Annotated in this window: 7 protein-coding genes; all 7 read left to right on the top strand. The window is 37.5% G+C overall.

The window, feature by feature from the left end:
• Positions 1–919 (top strand): T9SS type A sorting domain-containing protein (locus B3C16_RS02780; RefSeq protein WP_291128537.1); only part of this gene is annotated, 919 nt, incomplete at its 5' end.
• Positions 920–1,137: 218 nt separating this feature from the next.
• The gene (locus tag B3C16_RS02775; RefSeq protein ID WP_291128535.1) at positions 1,138–2,727 is read left to right on the top strand and encodes a tetratricopeptide repeat protein; all 1,590 of its coding nucleotides are present in this window, start codon (positions 1,138–1,140) and stop codon (positions 2,725–2,727) included.
• Positions 2,724–3,884, top strand: a complete 1,161-nt coding sequence (locus tag B3C16_RS02770) for a tetratricopeptide repeat protein (RefSeq protein ID WP_291128534.1) — start codon at positions 2,724–2,726, stop codon at positions 3,882–3,884. Before B3C16_RS02775 ends, B3C16_RS02770 begins: the two co-directional genes overlap by 4 nt.
• Positions 3,885–4,337: 453 nt before the next feature.
• Positions 4,338–13,112 carry a choice-of-anchor J domain-containing protein gene (locus tag B3C16_RS02765; RefSeq protein WP_291128532.1) on the top strand — a complete coding sequence of 2,925 codons (8,775 nt, stop codon included), beginning with the start codon at positions 4,338–4,340 and terminating at the stop codon, positions 13,110–13,112.
• Positions 13,113–13,168: 56 nt separating this feature from the next.
• The gene (locus B3C16_RS02760; protein WP_291128530.1) at positions 13,169–14,104 is read left to right on the top strand and encodes a PorP/SprF family type IX secretion system membrane protein; all 936 of its coding nucleotides are present in this window, start codon (positions 13,169–13,171) and stop codon (positions 14,102–14,104) included.
• An 11-nt stretch (positions 14,105–14,115) separates the two neighbouring features.
• Positions 14,116–15,990 carry an OmpA family protein gene (locus B3C16_RS02755; RefSeq protein WP_291128528.1) on the top strand — a complete coding sequence of 625 codons (1,875 nt, stop codon included), beginning with the start codon at positions 14,116–14,118 and terminating at the stop codon, positions 15,988–15,990.
• Positions 15,991–16,056: 66 nt separating this feature from the next.
• A partial coding sequence (locus B3C16_RS02750; protein ID WP_414655250.1) for a beta strand repeat-containing protein occupies positions 16,057–18,657 on the top strand: 2,601 nt, incomplete at its 3' end.

Raw genomic sequence — 18,657 nt, 5'->3', positions numbered from 1 at the left:
TACACCAAGTACAACCAACACAACGACTGTTTCCGCTTGTGATACTTATACTTGGTCAGTAAATGGTTCGACATATACAACAGGTGGAACTTATACTTCAACTGTTGGATGTCATACCGAAACATTAGTATTGACAATTACACCAAGTACAACCAACACAACTACTATTTCCGCTTGTGATACTTACACTTGGTCAGTAAATGGTTCAACATATACAACGGGTGGAACTTATACTTCAACCGTTGGATGTCATACCGAAACATTAGTATTGACTATTACACCGAGTACGACCAATACAACGACTGTTTCCGCTTGTGATACTTACACTTGGTCAGTAAATGGTTCGACTTATACAACCGGTGGAACTTATACTTCAACGGTTGGATGTAATACTGAGACATTAGTATTGACTATCAATTCAGCATCCACTCCAACGGGAAGTTCAGCTCAAACAATTTCGGTTTCAGATTTGAATGATGCAACTTTAGAAGATTTAGTGGTAAGTCCAACAAATGTGATTTGGTATGGTTCTTTAACAGATGCTCAAACCCAAACTAATGCACTTGCAAATACTACAGTATTGACTAATGGCGCAATTTATTATGCAGTAAATGTATCTTCAGGATGTCCAAGCACCCCATTGGCAGTAACGGTAACAGTTGCATTGGGAACAAATGGTTTTGATGATGCAAGCTTTAGTTTCTATCCTAATCCAACTTCGGGTATTGTTAATATTAGTTACGCAAGTCAGATTACTAACATTACGGTAATTAACATGATGGGGCAAGTAATACAAGAGAGAAATACCAACGAAAATCAGGTTCAAATTGATTTATCTTCATTGCCGGCTTCAACTTATTTTGTAAGGGTTGAATCAGATGGTAATTCAAAAATGATTAAAGTGATTAAACAGAATTAAGATTAAATTCGATTAATAAGTAGATTAAGTTTTTTTTATATTTTTTTTTGAAATTAAACCCTTCTCATTTTATTGAGGAGGGTTTTTTTATTGTTTTTATTTTAGGTTTTCTTTTTTTGGGAACTTATTTTAACAATTCAAAAAATTATTTTTGTCTTTATTATTCTATATATTTGCTGTATTCGGGGGTCGACACTTTGACATTAATTTAAAAACACATGAAATATCTTATCCATACCAATAGATATTTTTATTTCTTTTTGCTATTTGGATTCCTCCATTCACATAGCAATGCGCAATCTTTTTTAAACAAACATTACTTGTCCGATGATATAGAGAATTTAATCAACTCAAATCCGGATCAAGCATTAAAAATTGCCCAGTACTTACTTAGTAAAACCAATACCAGCAATAAAGAAAAGGCCAAAGTTAATTTTTTGATTTCTAAAGCTTATTTAGTCAAAGGCGATTTTAGTAGTGCTCTAAATTTTCTGTATGAAGAGAAAAACTATGAGGACTACTTGACAGAAGAAGAGAAAATAGACATTGAAATTGGAAAAATTGTTCTTTTAAGAGAGCTTACACTTTACAAGCAATCCAAAAAATCTCTCGAAAATCTTGAAAACAAATTTAAAAATACACACGATAGTAAGTTAAAATTGTATTTAGAAGGTTCTATTGCCATTGAAAAAGCCCAATTTTTATTGAATGAAGGCAAAGCCGAAAAAGGTATAAGTTTGCTTAGAAAGCATGAGTCTTCTTTAAATAAAACATTCAAAAACAATAAAGATTTAGAGCTAAATTATATAATCACTCTGGGACAATTGTATTTTAAAGAAAGTGATTTGGTTCAGGCAAAAAAGCATTTCGAATCGGCTATTGCATTAGTTAATAATCAGAATGGAGAGAATGTCTATTCAAAAATTGAAGCACTTCAGGGTTTGGCCGGAGTATATTTGGCTACAAAAGACCATCAAAAAGTTATTGACCTTAGTAACGAGGCTATGGTTTATGCTAAAGGACTTGGTAATCTTTTTTTACAAGTTGAGATTATTCAGCAACAGAATTTGAGTTATTTGGCTTTGAATGACATGGCCAATTATAAGTTGACCAATACGCGGTTTTTTGAAGTCCAGCCAGAAACTGAAGCCCAAGAACAAGAAGCCATCAACACTGCTTACAATCTTATTTCGGATGAGTATTCAAAGGACTATGAAGATGACAAATCCGGTTATCTCAATACAATATACATAGTTTCGGGTATTTTCTTGGTTATTATACTCGTTTGTATCTTTTTTTGGCAAAAGACATTGCAACGCAAAAAAGGGTTGGATGTAATTATCAATTATATTGAAATAACCAGAAGCAATCTCATTGGCAGTTTCAGCATAACGGATAAAAAGCAAGAACCAAGAAAAAATGTGATTTTAAAAGAAACCGAAGAGCAGATTTTAAACAAATTAAAACGATTTGAAAGCTCTAAACGTTTTATCAATAAAGACATTTCACTTGCGGTTTTGGCGGGTCAATTGGACTCAAATACCAAATACCTCTCGGAGATTATCAATACCCATTATAACGTCAATTTTAACACCTATATCAACAAATTAAGAATCAATTATATCATTGAAAAGTTGAAGACTGATCCCAATTTCATCAATTATAAAATTAGTTATTTGGCTGAGAATTGCGGATTTTCTTCACATAGTAGTTTTGCTACAGTATTTAAATCCATAACCGGTATTTCTCCGGTGAAGTTTATAGAGTTATTAAATCAAGAAAAAGAGAACAATCTGTTAGAAGAATGATGGTTTACACGAAGACTATAGTATTGTTTATTGGATTTGTTGTTGGCTTGCTGACCACAACCACTTCGTATGCTCAAAACTATAAAAAACTCGATAGCATTCTTAAAGCCGGTTCCAACGAAATTTATGTCAATCCTGATAAAGTAATCAAAGAAGGACATCAAATTGTCAATCAGTCAGACAATGTCGATTATAAAATCAAAGTATATAAGTTGATTTCTGATGCCTATTCTGCTAAAAGAGATTATGAAAAATCTCTAGATTATCTGATTAGAGCTTCAGATTTATTAGACCAGTCAAATGATAAATTGCTCAAAATAAATATCATAAATAAAACGGGAATTCAGTACCATCAATTAAAAGTTTACGACAAAGCAATTCAATATTTGGACCAAGCGGAGCAACTGATCTCAGAGTATCCGTATAAGGATTCTATTCATGCTGAATTGGGAAAAAATTACATCGTAAGAGGTTTTATCTATAAAGAAAAGTTGAGTTGTGCCATTGCCATTGCATTTATGGATAGAGGTATAGCCGAGTTAAAGAAGTCAAAGGACAAATTAGGCGTTGCTTCCAAAGTTAGTATAGCGATATACAACAAAGGAAATTGCTACCTCTTGATGCATAATAACAAATTGGCACTCGAAAGTTTTAAAGAATCTGCAAAATTAGCCAAAGAGGTAAATGCGAAGAGTTTAGAGGCGTTTGCACTCAAAGGTTCGGCTAAAGTTTACACTTTGGAAGGCAACCACCTCGAAGCCATAAAAGCCTTAAATCTTGCCTTAGATCTTTCTTCCGAAGTGAATGACTTAATTTTAAATCAAGAAATCTATAAAGGTTTGTCCGAAAATTATTTGGCTATAAACCAATGGGATCAATTTAAGATTAATCAAAGCAAATTTATCGATGTTCAAAAACTTATTAAAGACCGTGAAAGAAGTTCAGTAGGCGAATCTTTAGGGGTAAAAGAACTCGAGTTAAAAGCAAAAAGAACAGAATTGTCTAATAAATTCTATTATTTATTGTTGTTTTTATTCATTCTTTTGGTCTTGATTGTTTTATTTTTCTACGTAATTATCAAACGAAAAGGAAAAGAAATTGAAGCCATAAAGAACCAAATCTACGTGTTGCAAAACAAAAAAGCGAAAGACGCTTAATACTCCATTTTTGCCTCCGAATTCCCCCGAATTTCTTCTATTGTACTTTGTAAATTCAGTAAATTACAAAGCAAAACCATTTTTCCCCTCTTGCTATTTTCGTATCTTAGTGTAAGGAATTTGAAATCACTGTGAATCATATGCTATTTCTCTTGTTTGTCAAGGGTTTAAAGGCTTTGTGTTGTCGTGATTTCATCCTTGAAGAATGACGTTTATTGATAAAAAATCAAGCAGTTTTGCTTTAAAAATGTAAATATTTTAGCATTTCTAATAGCCAATTTAGATTGTTATACTTCATTTTTTTTTAGCGAGCATTTTTCAGAGAGAAAAGGCAAAATTTTGACAAAAAAAGCCAAAAAGAGTAACAAGATTTCGAATTAATTTTAAGAAGTACATCTTTCAAAAAATTAATTTTTAAAATGAATTAACATCACCAATTTAATAACTAACAAAATGCAGAAAAATTATCCCTTTTTTGAAACTACATTACCAAAACCAGTAAACGGTATTTTTCAAAAAAATAATGTTAATGTAGATTATTTAATTAACCAAGTATTTCTTCAGCGATTTTTAGTTCTATTTTTATTGATAGTAACCAATCTTGGTTATAGTCAATTGACAACAGAACATTTCGAAAGCGGTATCCCAGGAACTTGGGCGGTTACTAGTAATTTAGTTTCACCTCCTGCAAACAACTGGGTTCATACACCGACCGGAGGATATCTGTCAAGTGGTGGTGCAACGGTAAATCCAGCACTTAATAATACAGTAGGTACTACAGCGGAGTATTTCATGATAACGCCTCAGTTTTTGACACCTACCAATGGTCAAATTCGTTTTTATACCAAGCAAGGTAGTTTTACGAACAGAGGAGCTACTTATCAACTTAGGATTTCAACTGCGAATCAGCCTGATATAACTAGTTTCAATGTGGTTTTACAAACTTGGACAGAAGCGAGTTTAAATGTAGCGCCAACAACTTATGAAGAAAAAATAGTCAATATACCAACCATACCTTCTGGTATTCCGGTTTATTTGGCATTTGTTGCTGTAACCAATCAAACCGGTGTTGCTGCTACTAGTGGTGATAGTTGGTTTGTAGATGGTGTTAGGGTAATATCAAGTTGTGATCCGGTAACGGCACCAATGATTGTTCCTTCAGAATCAGGAGCTGCAATATCATGGACACATCCCACGGCAACACAATTCGGAATAGATGTTGTTCCAACTGGAGCAGGTCATAGCGCATTAGGTACACCAACCGGAAATAGTTATAATGCAATTGACTTAGAACCTTCAACAACTTATGATGTTTATATTATCACCAATTGTGATGCAAGTACCAACAGTACATGGGCAGGTCCTTTTACTTTTACAACGACAACTGTTGGATTATCGTGTAATACAGCGATAAACGTCCCTTCAGATGTAACAACAACGCCTTATGTTTTAAGTGCCAATTTGGATGAATTTTACGATGCCAATACGTATGTTGAGTTAAATAGCCAAGGATTCAGTTGTCAACCGATTGGACAAACAGGAAATCTACTGTCAGGAAACCATGTTTATCTTTCTTATACACCAACTACTTCAGGATTAATTAATATTACACAAGTGGCAAATACTGCTTCAGGTGGTGGTGGTAATAATTGTTATAATACGCTTTCAAGTGTTTTTATTTTCGATGGTTGCGTAGGTGTTGGTACATCAGCAGGTTGTTTGGCAGCAATTGCCACTACTTCTAATGGTGTGCCGGTACAGATTCCAAATTTTTATGCCCAAGCGGGACAGAACTATGTTATTGTAATCTCATCACCATACCAACATACTAATCCGGGAGCAGGACTTTGTTTTACTTTTACTATTAGTGGTTCAACTTGTCCGGCACCTTCTCAACCATCATTGTCTATTGATAATCTACAGCAAACTACAGCAACAGCTTCATGGGACAATGTTCAAAATTTAGTGAGTGCTTGGGAATATATTGCCTTACCGGCAACCTTACCGGCACCTACTGCCGGTCAAACAGGGACAATTTCTACCAATACCAACATAAACAATCCGTTATCGAATCTTACTCCGGGATTGGCTTACAATTTATATGTGCGTTCGGTTTGTAACGGAACTCCGGGAGACTGGTCAGCACCAAGAGCTTTCACTACACAATGTAACGTTTTATTATTACCATATTATACAGGATTCACCAATGCTAATACTACAAACGGAATTCCTGAACCATGTTGGACATCTTTAAATTTAAACAATGATTTAAATGTGTTTCATTATGGTCCAAATGCCTTTAGTGAGCCGGTTGCAAAATTACGTACTTCAACTGAAGGCGAAAACAATGATATGTTGGTGACACCAATATTTCATTTTGACGGCGTTACTCAAAAAAGACTGCGATTCAAGTACAATATTTATGGTAACTGGGGTCTTATTGTAGACAATCCTACTGGTGGACCGGGTTCATTTGAGGTGAAACTTTCTACAACAGGAGTAGGTGCATCAAATTTTACCACAACTATAATTCCTTTAGCTTCTTACACTACTGCGTATAACTTTGTTGAAATAATAGTGCCTTTACCAAATATTACAGGAGATGTGAATATTGCTTGGTTAGTACCACCTGGTGCTTTACAAACCGGGAGCTGGTTGTATATTGATGATGTTTATATCGAAGATTTACCAGCTTGTTCTGAACCTGCGTATCCAGTTGTAACTCCGGGAACATTGGATACAGATTCAGTTGAGATTTCTTGGACTAATGGTTATCAAAACACCCAATGGCAATTAGTAGCACAGCCTTTAGGAACGGGTACACCAACAACACCATTTGTCCCTGGAGCTGTTGTGAATATCGTGAGCACTAATCCGTTTACTATAACAGGATTAAATCCGTCTACGCAATACGAGTTTTATATGAGAGCTTATTGTTCTGCGTCTGAACAAAGTATCTGGGTTGGACCTATTCAATTTAATACTTTGTGTATCGAACAGCCTACACCTTATTATGAAAGTTTTAATGACCCTGATCCTAACACTAAGAAATTTTGTTGGTCTACTAACAACGCTAATAATGACAATGCAGAGTGGATAATCAACGAAACAGACGCAAACATACGACCACAACCTATTTCCTTTTTTGATCCTTTTCAATCCTATAATGATTGGTTAATAAGCGTACCGGTGAATGCCGTTGGTCCTAAAAGACTACGTTTTAAATACAGAGTAACTGCTCCAATAGGTCCTATCGCATTATTCCCAAGAGGAAACTTTGAAGTGTTGATGTCCTCAACACCTGATTTTGCTACTTATACTACTTTGATTCCGTTACATGATTTCACTAACGAGAGTTTTATGGAAGATTCGGTTTTATTTACAGGAACAGGAACAACCTATATTGCCTTCCGTCTTCCTCCGAATATGCCTAATCCGACACAAACAGGTCTAGTAACAATCGACGATTTTGTAATCGAAGATGCGCCGGCTTGTCCTAATCCGAATTCAGCAAGTTTAACAGCAACTAATATAACACCAACATCAGCCGATTTATCTTGGACACCGGGAGCTACTGAAACACAATGGGAAGTGGTTATTCAGGCACCAATGTCAGGAGTTCCAACTGGTTCAGGAGTTACCGTAAATGCAATCCCAACATACCAAGCAACGCTAACAGAAAATACAGCTTACGAATACTATGTTAGAGCAGTTTGTAATGATACAGAAAGCAGCGAATGGGTTGGGCCATTCCCTTTCAGAACCACTTGTAATGCCTTACCAACACCGTTTATCGAAACTTTTGATAGTAATTCTCCAACAGAAACTTGTTGGACGATTTATAATAACAATGCAGACGCTAACGCTTGGAATCTTAATCAAACTGCCCAACCGATGTTTGGTAACCAAATGGCCGCTTTGTTTACCGGTATGAATGGTGCCAATAATGATTGGTTAATTACACCAACCCTTACGGCACATGCCGGACAAAGACTCCGTTTTTACTATAGAACATACAGTAACGGAGATTTTGAAGAGGATTTAAAAGTGATACTTTCCACAAATGGCGTAGCTACCAATCAGTTTTCAACGATTTTATATGAAAATAATATTGTCCATCCTACAGATGGGACAGGAATAGTTCAGGGTTCTAATACAATAACTTTAACTTCTGTTGAAGGGGTTAGAATAGGAGACAGGGCTGATTTGGCTTGGCAAATTCCATTCGGCGCAACAGTTACTGCTATCAATGGATTAACTGTAACGATATCACAAGGCGCATATTCAACTTTGGCAGGTCCTTTAGACATTACATTTGTTCATGAGGTTATAAGTAGTACTACTGTGAGAGAAAAAGTGATTAACTTGACAGATATTACGTCAGATACCAATATTAATATTGGTTTTCATACTCCATTTTTCCCACCAAATCCATGGAATTACAGAGGGCAGTATACTTTTATTGACAACGTAATTGTAGAAGACATTCCGGCTTGTCCATCTGTAATCAACGTTTCAACATCAAATATTCTTGATGTTTCGGCAGAGGTTAATTGGGAAACTACCGGTACAGAAACCTCGTGGCAAATTTCAGTTCAGCCTTATGGTACACCACCACCAACAGGAGATACTTTACCGGCTTATCTTTATACCGCTAATGCTCATCCCTACACGGTTACAGGATTGACCCCGTCAACTTTGTACCAATATTATGTGAGAGCAGTATGTAGCGATTCTTCACAAAGCGAATGGGTTGGTCCATTTGAAATTTTGACAAAATGTGATTATACTAATGTATGTCAATATACTATTTCAGTTACTAATGGAAATACAGGGACAGTTACGGATAATGTTAGTGTAATTCAAAATGGTGTTGAGGTGCAAGCAATTGAATTTCCTGGTTTCGGTCAGCCTGCTGTTTTAGATTACCCTGTGTTCTTATGTACAGGTGTTGAGTACTCTTTATATTGGAATGGATTTGGAAGTGGTGTTCAATATTCAGAAGCGCAAATTGTCATCAGAGACGAAGCCAATAATATTGTTTGGACCAGTCCGTTAGGATTAGGATTGGTAAATACAACTTTGTTTACAGGTATTGCCAGTTGTGGTGTGGTAACTTGTCCACAACCAACCAATTTGGCTGTAAATAACCAAGGAGTTTTCTCATGGACACCAGGTGGTTCAGAAACCCAATGGGAGGTTTTTGTTCAGCCTTATGGAAACGGAACGATTCCTCAATCAGGAACTATTGTAAATTCACCATCTTATACTCCGGCAGCTGCAGATTTTATTAATGCTGCTGACGGTACTTATGAATATTTGGTTCGTGCCGTTTGTGGCCCTTCAGATAAAAGTTACTGGTCTGGGCCAAAAGTATTTATTAGAAATGACGAAGCTGCTAATGCAGTTCACTTACAGGTAAATACCGGATCAAGCTGTGAAGTTTCGGGAGCAGATGCTTCTTTCATTTCAGCAACTGCTTCTACTGTTCCAACTTCTTGTTCGGGAGTGAATAGTGGAGATATTTGGTATGATTTTGTGGCAACCTCAAAAGTTCATGTTATCGAATTAAGCGACTTCGCTCCGGGAACATATTATACCGGTGGTTTTGTTGGTGCTTGGCCACAGATAATGATGTCTTTATATGAAGTACAAACCGATGGGTCTTTGGTTGAAAAAGGATGCAGCAATAACAATTCTTTTGTAGCTAAATATTCAAGTGAACTAGTGGTTGGAAAAACTTATAAAATTAGATTGACTTTAAATGACCCAGGAGTATCCGATAAAACATTCCATATCTGTGTGACTACACCAGAAGATTTGTGTGATATGGATGCCTTTAATTATAGTTTTGAGAAGTTGCCAATGCAATATGTGTCTGGAGTTTCAACTATTCTTAATTCAAGAGTGATACCGGGTTGGAGAACCAATACCGATTGGGGAACCATGTTCTTCCTTGAAGGAAACAATATAGGCGTTACACCATTTGAAGGTGGACAATGTCTTCAATTAACGCAAGATGGAGAAGACGAATGGAATCCGAGCGATCCAAATATCAAAGGGCTGTACAAAGATTTTGATACGTCTCAAATTACGATGATGGACTTTAGTTTTGCCAGTGCAACAAGACAAACTGGTGGTAATGGTACCACTTTACAATTATTTGCCGGACCACCTTCAGGACCGTTTACAGTAATTGCAGAAGATAACGCCAATAGTTCAAACTGGGATTTAGTGCAAGGAACTTATGATATCCCGAGTGGACAAACCACAACACGTTTTATTTTCCGCACAGTAGGAAATGCTATTGGACATCTTTTAGATGCAGCCAATTTCAAAGCCAATGTGGATATCGAGATTGATACTGCTGATACTACTTTAGATTGTACAACAACAAGTATGGCTTTTGATGCTAACGGAGTAGGAGTTTGGGAAGCAGATGCAAACAATCCCGGAACTACAACTATTGAAACGCCAAACAGCGGCGCAACAAACGTTTCCGGATTTACAACTCCCGGTAGCTACATTTTCCATTGGAAAACTGCTTACTGTGATAGAGTAATAACGATTACCAAACAAGGAACTACAGAAACAGCTCAAGTAGTTAATCCAACTATTTATTGTGTGAATGATGTAGCTACTCCATTGACAGCAACTGTTTCAACTGGCAATACAATCAACTGGTATACGCAAGCAATAGGTGGCGTTGGTACAGCGATTGCTCCAACACCAAGTACCGCTATAGCCGGAAACTCACAAGTATTCTATGCTGCGGCAGTAGATACTAACGGATGTGAAGGACCACGCGCTGAAATTGTAGTACAAGTGAATGATTTGCCAACGGCTACTATTTCAGGCACAACAACAGTTTGTGAAGGTTCAACAGCAACAATCACATTCAATGGAACACCAAACGCAGTAGTTACTTATACCATAAACGGTGGTTCAAACCAAACAATCACTTTAGATGCTACTGGTCTTGCAACATTGACTACAGCAGTTTTAATAGCCAATGCCAGTTACGATTTAGTAAGTGTTACTTCTTCAGGAACTAATCCTTGTAGTCAAGTTCAAACAGGAAACGCTTTAGTAACTGTTGAGACATTGCCAACAGCTACAATTTCAGCAACAACTGATATTTGTGAAGGCACAACAGCGACTATTACATTCAATGGAACCGCAAATGCAACAGTAACTTACACTGTTGATGGTGGAGCTGATCAAACTATTGTCTTGAATGGTTCGGGAACGGCAACGTTAACTACGCCGATATTGACTGTAAATAGTATTTATACTTTAGTAAGTGTAACCGCTTCTGGAACTTTAGCTTGTAGTCAAACACAAACCGGAACAGCAACGGTTATCGTAAATGCTTTACCAACGGCTACTATTTCAGGAACAACTTCAATTTGTTCAGGAGCTACTACAGTAATCACTTTTACCGGAACTCCAAATGCGACAGTAACTTATACTGTTGATGGCGGAGCTAACCAAACTATTATTTTGAATGGTTTGGGAACTGCAACAGTTACAACGCCGGCATTGACAGCCAATAGTACTTATGCTTTAGTAAGTGTAGCTTCGGGAACATCAACTTGTAACCAAATCGTAACCGGTACTGCAGTTATTACAGTAGGAGCATTACCAACGGCTACTATTTCCGGAACGGCAACTGTTTGTCAAAACGCGGCTAATCCAACGATTACTTTTACCGGTGCCAATGGTGCCGAACCTTATACCTTCACCTATACTATCAACGGTGGGGCAAACCAAACTTTAACAACAACAACCGGGAACAGTGTATCCATCAGTGTACCAACAGCAACAGTCGGAGTATTTACTTATGACTTAGTAAGTGTTGCCAGCGCAGGATTATCTTCATGTTCTCAAACACAATCAGGTTCAGCTGTAGTAACAGTTGAAGCTTTACCAACCGCAACTATTTCGGGAACAACTACAATTTGTACCGGATTAACTGCAACGATTACATTTAATGGAACAGCGAATGCCACAGTAACTTATACAGTGAACGGTGGTGCCAACCAAACGATAGTTTTAGATGGATCTGGTAATGCTACAATTACTACTACAGCTTTAACGGCTACTACAACTTATACGTTGGTAAGTGTAACGTCATCAACAGTTGCCGCTTGTAGTCAAGCACTAACAGGTGCTGCTGTTATCACTGTAAACCCATTGGCTGCGCCAAATGTAACTTTCAGTTATGCCAATGCTTGTATCAATGCAACTGCTAATCCATTACCGATATTGCCGGTCAATTTTACCACTGGCGGTACATTCAGTTCAACTTCGGTAACGGTTAACCCAACGACCGGAGCTGTGACTTCGTTAACTTTAGGGTCTCATCAAATTACTTATACGCTTGCGGCCAATACTGCAACATGTACAGACGGAGGAACATTTACAGCAACGATTGTTATTTCGGCAGGAATTACACCGGTTACAGGCTTCAGTTATGATGCTACTTTTTGTGCCAATGCTGCGAATGCTTTACCAACAACGGTAACCGGATTTACAACAGGCGGAACATTCAGTTCAACAGCAGGTTTAATTATTAATCCAACAACCGGTGAAATCAATATTGAAGGTAGTAATTCGGGTAGTTATATTATTACCTACACCATTCCTGTTGACACCGCTACTTGTAATGTTGGTGGATCAACCAATTTTACTATCACGATCTTATCTGACTTGTCATTCTCAATCGATGCTTCTTGTCAAAACAGTATGCTTACTTTGGGTGTTATCGAAGCAAGCTTTAATACTGATGCAGCTAGTTATACTTGGACGCAAGGAACGACTACGGTAGGTACAAATGCTACATTAAATGTAGACGAGTTTATGGCTCAAAATCCATCATTGTTATTGCCATTAGTATTCAACTTAACCGTTACATTAAACGGATGCGACTCAACAATGAATTTCACCGTAGAAAACAATCCTTGTCGTATAATTCCAAGAGGTATTTCGCCTAACAATGATCAAGTCAACGATACTTTTGATTTGACAGGTTATGGTGTGAAAGATATTATCATTTTCAACCGTTACGGTACAAAAGTGTTCTCTTTCTCAGGAAATTATACCAACCAATGGAAAGGACAATCAGACGGCGGTGATGAATTGCCTGATGGAACTTATTTCTACAGTATTCATACTACAGAAGGTTCAAACAAAACAGGTTGGGTATACATCAACAGAGAGTATTAATCAAATAGTTACAGATAGTTTCTTGAGAAGCTTTAAAAATAAAAATGATACACCTAATGAAAAAAGGATATTTAGCACTGGCATTACTATCATTGTTCGCAATGGAAGTTCAAGCACAACAAGATCCACATTATACGCAATACATGTATAATATGAATGTCATGAATCCTGCTTATGCCGGTTCAAAAGAAAATATTTCGGGCGGATTACTTTACCGTCAACAATGGGTTGGATTAGAAGGCGCGCCAAAAACAGCAACCTTTGCCATTCATAGTCCGGTTGGAAAAAATGTGGGCTTGGGTTTGTCTGCCATTTCAGATAAAATCGGTCCGGTGGAAGAAACCAATGTCTTTGGAGATTTCTCTTATACCATTAATATGGGCGGACAAAGTAAGTTGGCTTTCGGTTTAAAAGCCGGAGCCACTTTTCAAAAAATCGGTTTGTTTTCTGAAATCGGAAACGGTTATACACAACAACCGGGCGATTTTGCTTTTGATGAAAACAGTAGCAACATCAAATTGAATATTGGGAGCGGATTATTTTTCTATACCGATAAATACTATGCTGCTTTGTCGGTGCCTAATATGTTAGACGGAAAACATCTTGATATTACTCGTAACGGACAGGAATATCAATTTGGAAGCGATACCCAACACTACTTTTTAACCAGTGGTTATGTGTTTGATTTGTCGGCTACTACCAAATTCAAACCGTCTTTTATGTTGAAGTCAGCATTCAAAGCACCGACGTCTTTAGATTGTTCGGCTAATTTTTTATTCTTAGATAAATACGAAATAGGGGGAACTTATCGTTTAGACGATTCCTTTGGAGCTATGGTTAACGTTGCCGTTACGCCATCAATTAGAATTGGTTATGCTTACGACCATGTAATTTCAGATATTAAAGGAACGGCTCCGGCTTCGCATGAGTTTATGTTGTTATTTGACTTAAATTTGTCTAAAAAAGTTTCTGTTTCACCAAGATTTTTCTAAAAAAACCAACCATGAAGAAAACTTATATCACCTTTAGTTTGATATTATTACTAACTGCAAGTTACGGGCAAAATAACGCAACAGTCAAAGCGGACAAACTTTTTGAAAGTTACCAGTATGTTGCCGCCATTGAAGAATACCAAAGACTGGCAGAAAGCAAAGGCGCTAACGAATACATCTATTCCCAATTGGCAGAGAGTTACTACAATGTTTTTGATTCTGAAAATGCGTCAAAATGGTTTGCAAAAGCCACTGCAAAAGGAAAAGCTGAAGCGGAAACCTATTACCGATATGCACAAACTTTAAAAGTTTTAGGAAAATATCAGGAAGCCAATAAACAAATGGATGTTTTTGCTAAAATGATGCCGAAAGATGAAAGAGCAAAAGAACATTTAGCAAACCCAAATTACATCCCGAGTTTGGCCAACAATTCAAAATTATTTGACGTTGCGGATACCAATATCAACAGCAAAGGGCAAAGTGATTTTGGCGCTTTGTTAACGAACGACAATACCCTTTATTTTGCCAGTACCAGAAACAGTTCCAATAAAACGGATAAGTGGAACAACCAACCTTATTTAGATATCTATCAATCGACCAGAAGTGAGAACGGAAGTTTTTCTGAACCAACTCCGGTAAGAGAATTGAATACGCCTTTCCACGATGGTCCGGTTACGTTGAGTGCTGACGGAAATACGATGTTCTTCGCCAGAGACGGTCACAGTGAAAAGCAATACGAAAAAAACAAAAATACCAATACACAAATTGGTCAACAAGGAATTTACAAAGCCACTAAAACGGATGGTAAATGGTCGAATGTAGAAGCATTGCCTTTTAACAGTACAAGTTATTCGGTTACCAATCCTAGTTTGAGTAAAGATGGTAAAACTTTATATTTTGCCTCTAACATGCCAGGCGGATTAGGAGAATCTGATATCTGGAAAGTATCAGTAGAAGCCAATGGTTATGGCAAACCTCAAAATTTAGGACCAAATGTAAATACAGCCGACAAAGAAAATTTTCCTTTCATCGCTGAAGACAATACGCTGTATTTTGCTACTATGGGCAGACAAGGATTGGGTGGTTATGATGTTTACAAAGCCAATTTAAATGATCCAAAACCGACTCAAAATTTGGGCAAACCGGTAAATAGTGAGAAAGATGATTTCTCTTTCAGCTTTAATAAAAATTCGAATGTTGGTTATTTTTCTTCTAACAGAAAAGGAACTGATGCGATATTTTCGGCGGCACCAATTTGTAAAGCAGAAGCGATTGTTTTAGTAACCAATAGTAAAACGAAAGCGCCATTAGCGAATGCTTCAGTGGCTATTTTAGACTTAAAAGGAAATGTAATCGCTACCGAAAAAACCAATGCAGAAGGAAAAGTAAGTTACCCAATCGAATGTAATTTGGGTTATGGATTGCAAGCATCGGCTCAAAATTTTGAAACGGCAACTTCAGCAGTAAAAGCTGATAAAGCAGGTGAAATAACAGTTGAGATGGCGTTGGTTCCATCGGAAGTGATCATTACGGATACAGAAGTGATTCTAAATCCGATTTATTTTGAATATGATAAGAGTAACATTACTGCTCAGGGTGCGATTGAGTTGAATAAATTAGTAAAAGTGATGCAAGACAATCCGTCGATGGTAATTTTTGTAAAATCGCATACAGACTCAAAAGGAAGCTTGAATTATAACTTGAATTTATCCGAAAGAAGAGCACAATCTACGGTTCAGTATCTTATCTCAAAAGGAATTTCTCAAGGCAGTATTTCCGGAAAAGGATTTGGAAGTACTGAGCAAAAAGTTAAATGTGGCACCAATTGTACGCAAGAACAAGATTCTCAAAACAGACGTTCAGAGTTCTTGATTATAAAAAAATAGATTTTTAATAAAATACGTTACGGACATTGTTCAAGGGTTAAAAGTTAAAGTATCAATGTTCGGAAAATGATAGCTAATCTCAACGAAAATTTGGGATTGGCTATTATGCATAAATACAATGATTTAATGAAGAATGTTTTAAAGTTGATTTTAGCCTTGGTTTTTACCAACACTATCGTGGCGCAAATAGAGCCCAATGATTGTGTCAATGCTATTATTGTATGTGGAAACGGAAGTTTTACTTCTAATGCAAGTGGCAGTGGCAACACGCAGGAAATTAATGCCTGTGGCGGATTGGAAAGTAATTCTATTTGGTTAGAGATAAATATTGTTCAAGCCGGAACTTTGGGATTCAATTTGATTCCTGATGATCCTAGTGTTACCGTTGATTATGATTTTTGGGTATTCGGACCTAATGCGGTTTGTGGTGCGTTAGGTGCACCAATTCGATGTGCAACGACCAACCCGCAACAAGCCGGAATGACCAACAATCTTACCGGAATGTACGGCTCAACTTTGCTTACGCAAACCGGTCCTGGCGCTAGTGGAAACGGATATGTGAGATGGTTGAATGTTTTGCCGGGACAATCCTATTATATCGCCATTGACAGACCGGCAGGTGATGGAGGATTTCAATTACAATGGATTGGATCAGCGATGACAGGGACAGGTGCTTTTACTTCGCCGCCGCCGGCAAACGCAATCCCTGATGTTTTAACGTGTAGCAATACACCTAATATTGGAATCTATAATCTTGATACCGTTAGACCACTCATAAATGCTGATACTACAAATAATATCATATCGTTTCATACTACACTGGCGAATGCCATTGATAATGTAAATCCGTTACCGGATATTTATGCCAATACTTCCAATCCGCAAACCATCTATGTCAGAGTAACTGATATAGTATCCGGTTGTTCCAGTACAACGGAATTTGATTTGGTAGTGAATTTGGTGCCCAATGCTTCGGTAAGTATTTCGAGTACTTCTATCTGTGCCGGCGAAAGTGTTACGACTACTTTTTCAGGAACTCCCAATGCGACCTTTTCTTATACCATTAATGGCGGAGTAACGCAAACAGCTGTTTTAGACCCTTTAGGGATTTTTACTTTAACCCAATCACCGACAGCTAATACAACTTATACCTTAACAGGGGTAAGGATTTTGGATGGATCGGGAGCTACAATTTGTTTTCAACCACTTAATCAGTCGGTGTCAGTTACTGTCAATCCGTTGCCAACAGTGACCCTCTCCGGGACAACAACCATTTGCTCCGGAGCTACGGCAGTTATTTCCTTTAACGGAACACCCAATGCAACCGTTACTTATACCGTTGACGGTGGTGCCAATCAAACTATAGTTTTAGATGGAAGTGGTTTAGCTAGTTTAACAACACCTGCATTAACGGTTAGTAGTACTTATGATTTAGTAAGTGTTGCCTCGTCAGGAACACCGGTTTGTAGTCAATCTCAAACGGGTTCTGCAATAATAACAGTTGTTAATCTGCCGACTGCTACAATTTCAGGAACCACCTCTATTTGTTCAGGGTCAACTACGGTCATTAGTTTCAGTGGTACTCCAAATGCAACAGTAACTTACACTATAAATGGAGGAAGTAATCAAACTATTGTTTTGGATGGAACAGGCGCTGCCAACTTTACAACACCAGCCTTGATTGCAAATACTACTTATGATTTAGTTGGTGCGGCAACTTCCGGAGTACCTTCTTGTAGTCAAGCCCAAACAGGTTCCGCCATTGTGACTATTAGCGCAACTCCAACGGCAACCATTTCCGGAACAACAACCATTTGTTCAGGAAGTACAGCAGTTATTACCTTTAACGGGACACCTAATGCAACAGTTACTTATACTGTCAATGGAGGTGTTAATGAGACGATAGTTTTGAATAGTTTAGGTTCAGCAACCTTGACCACTCCAGCATTAATTTCGAATAGCGTTTACACTCTAGTAAGTGTGGCATTGTCAGGAACACCGCCTTGTAGTCAAGCACAAACAGGTATAGCCACAGTAACGGTTCTTCAATTGCCGACAGCTACAATATCAGGGGCAATAACAATCTGTTCGAGCAATTCGGCAGTGATTTCTTTTAATGGTACTCCGAATGCGACGGTTACTTATACTGTAGATGGAGGCGCTAATCAGATTACTGTTTTAGATGGAACAGGTTTAGCATCACTAACAACTCCAATATTAACGGTAAGTAGTACTTATGTATTAGTAAGTGTTTCTTTGCCGGGTGCCATTACTTGTCTTCAAAACCTCAGTGAAAGTGCCGTGGTTACGGTCAATCCATTACCGGTGATTACGAATGTTCCTTCAAATATAACAGTTTGTTCGGGTGATACTTTAGCCACTAATGCTTTTGTAAGCTTGCCGGCTGGAGCAAATTTCACTTGGACCAACAGTAATCCTTCTATTGGATTAGCGGCTTCAGGAACGGGTAATATTCCAAATTTTGGAGCCTTTAATAATGGACCATCAGTTACGGCAACTATCAATATCACAGCCACATTAAATAACTGTGCCACTTCGGGTTCTTATAATATCACGGTTAATCCGGTTCCGGTACCCAATCCTATAATTTCAGATTACGAATTGTGTGATTACAATTCAACAGGTGATGAGATTGAGGTATTTACT

It is taken from the genome of Flavobacterium sp. UBA7682 (assembly GCF_002482945.1).
GTDB lineage: Bacteria > Bacteroidota > Bacteroidia > Flavobacteriales > Flavobacteriaceae > Flavobacterium.
Note: the sequence above shows the minus strand (reverse complement) of the source record. Positions and strands in the feature narration are given on the sequence as shown.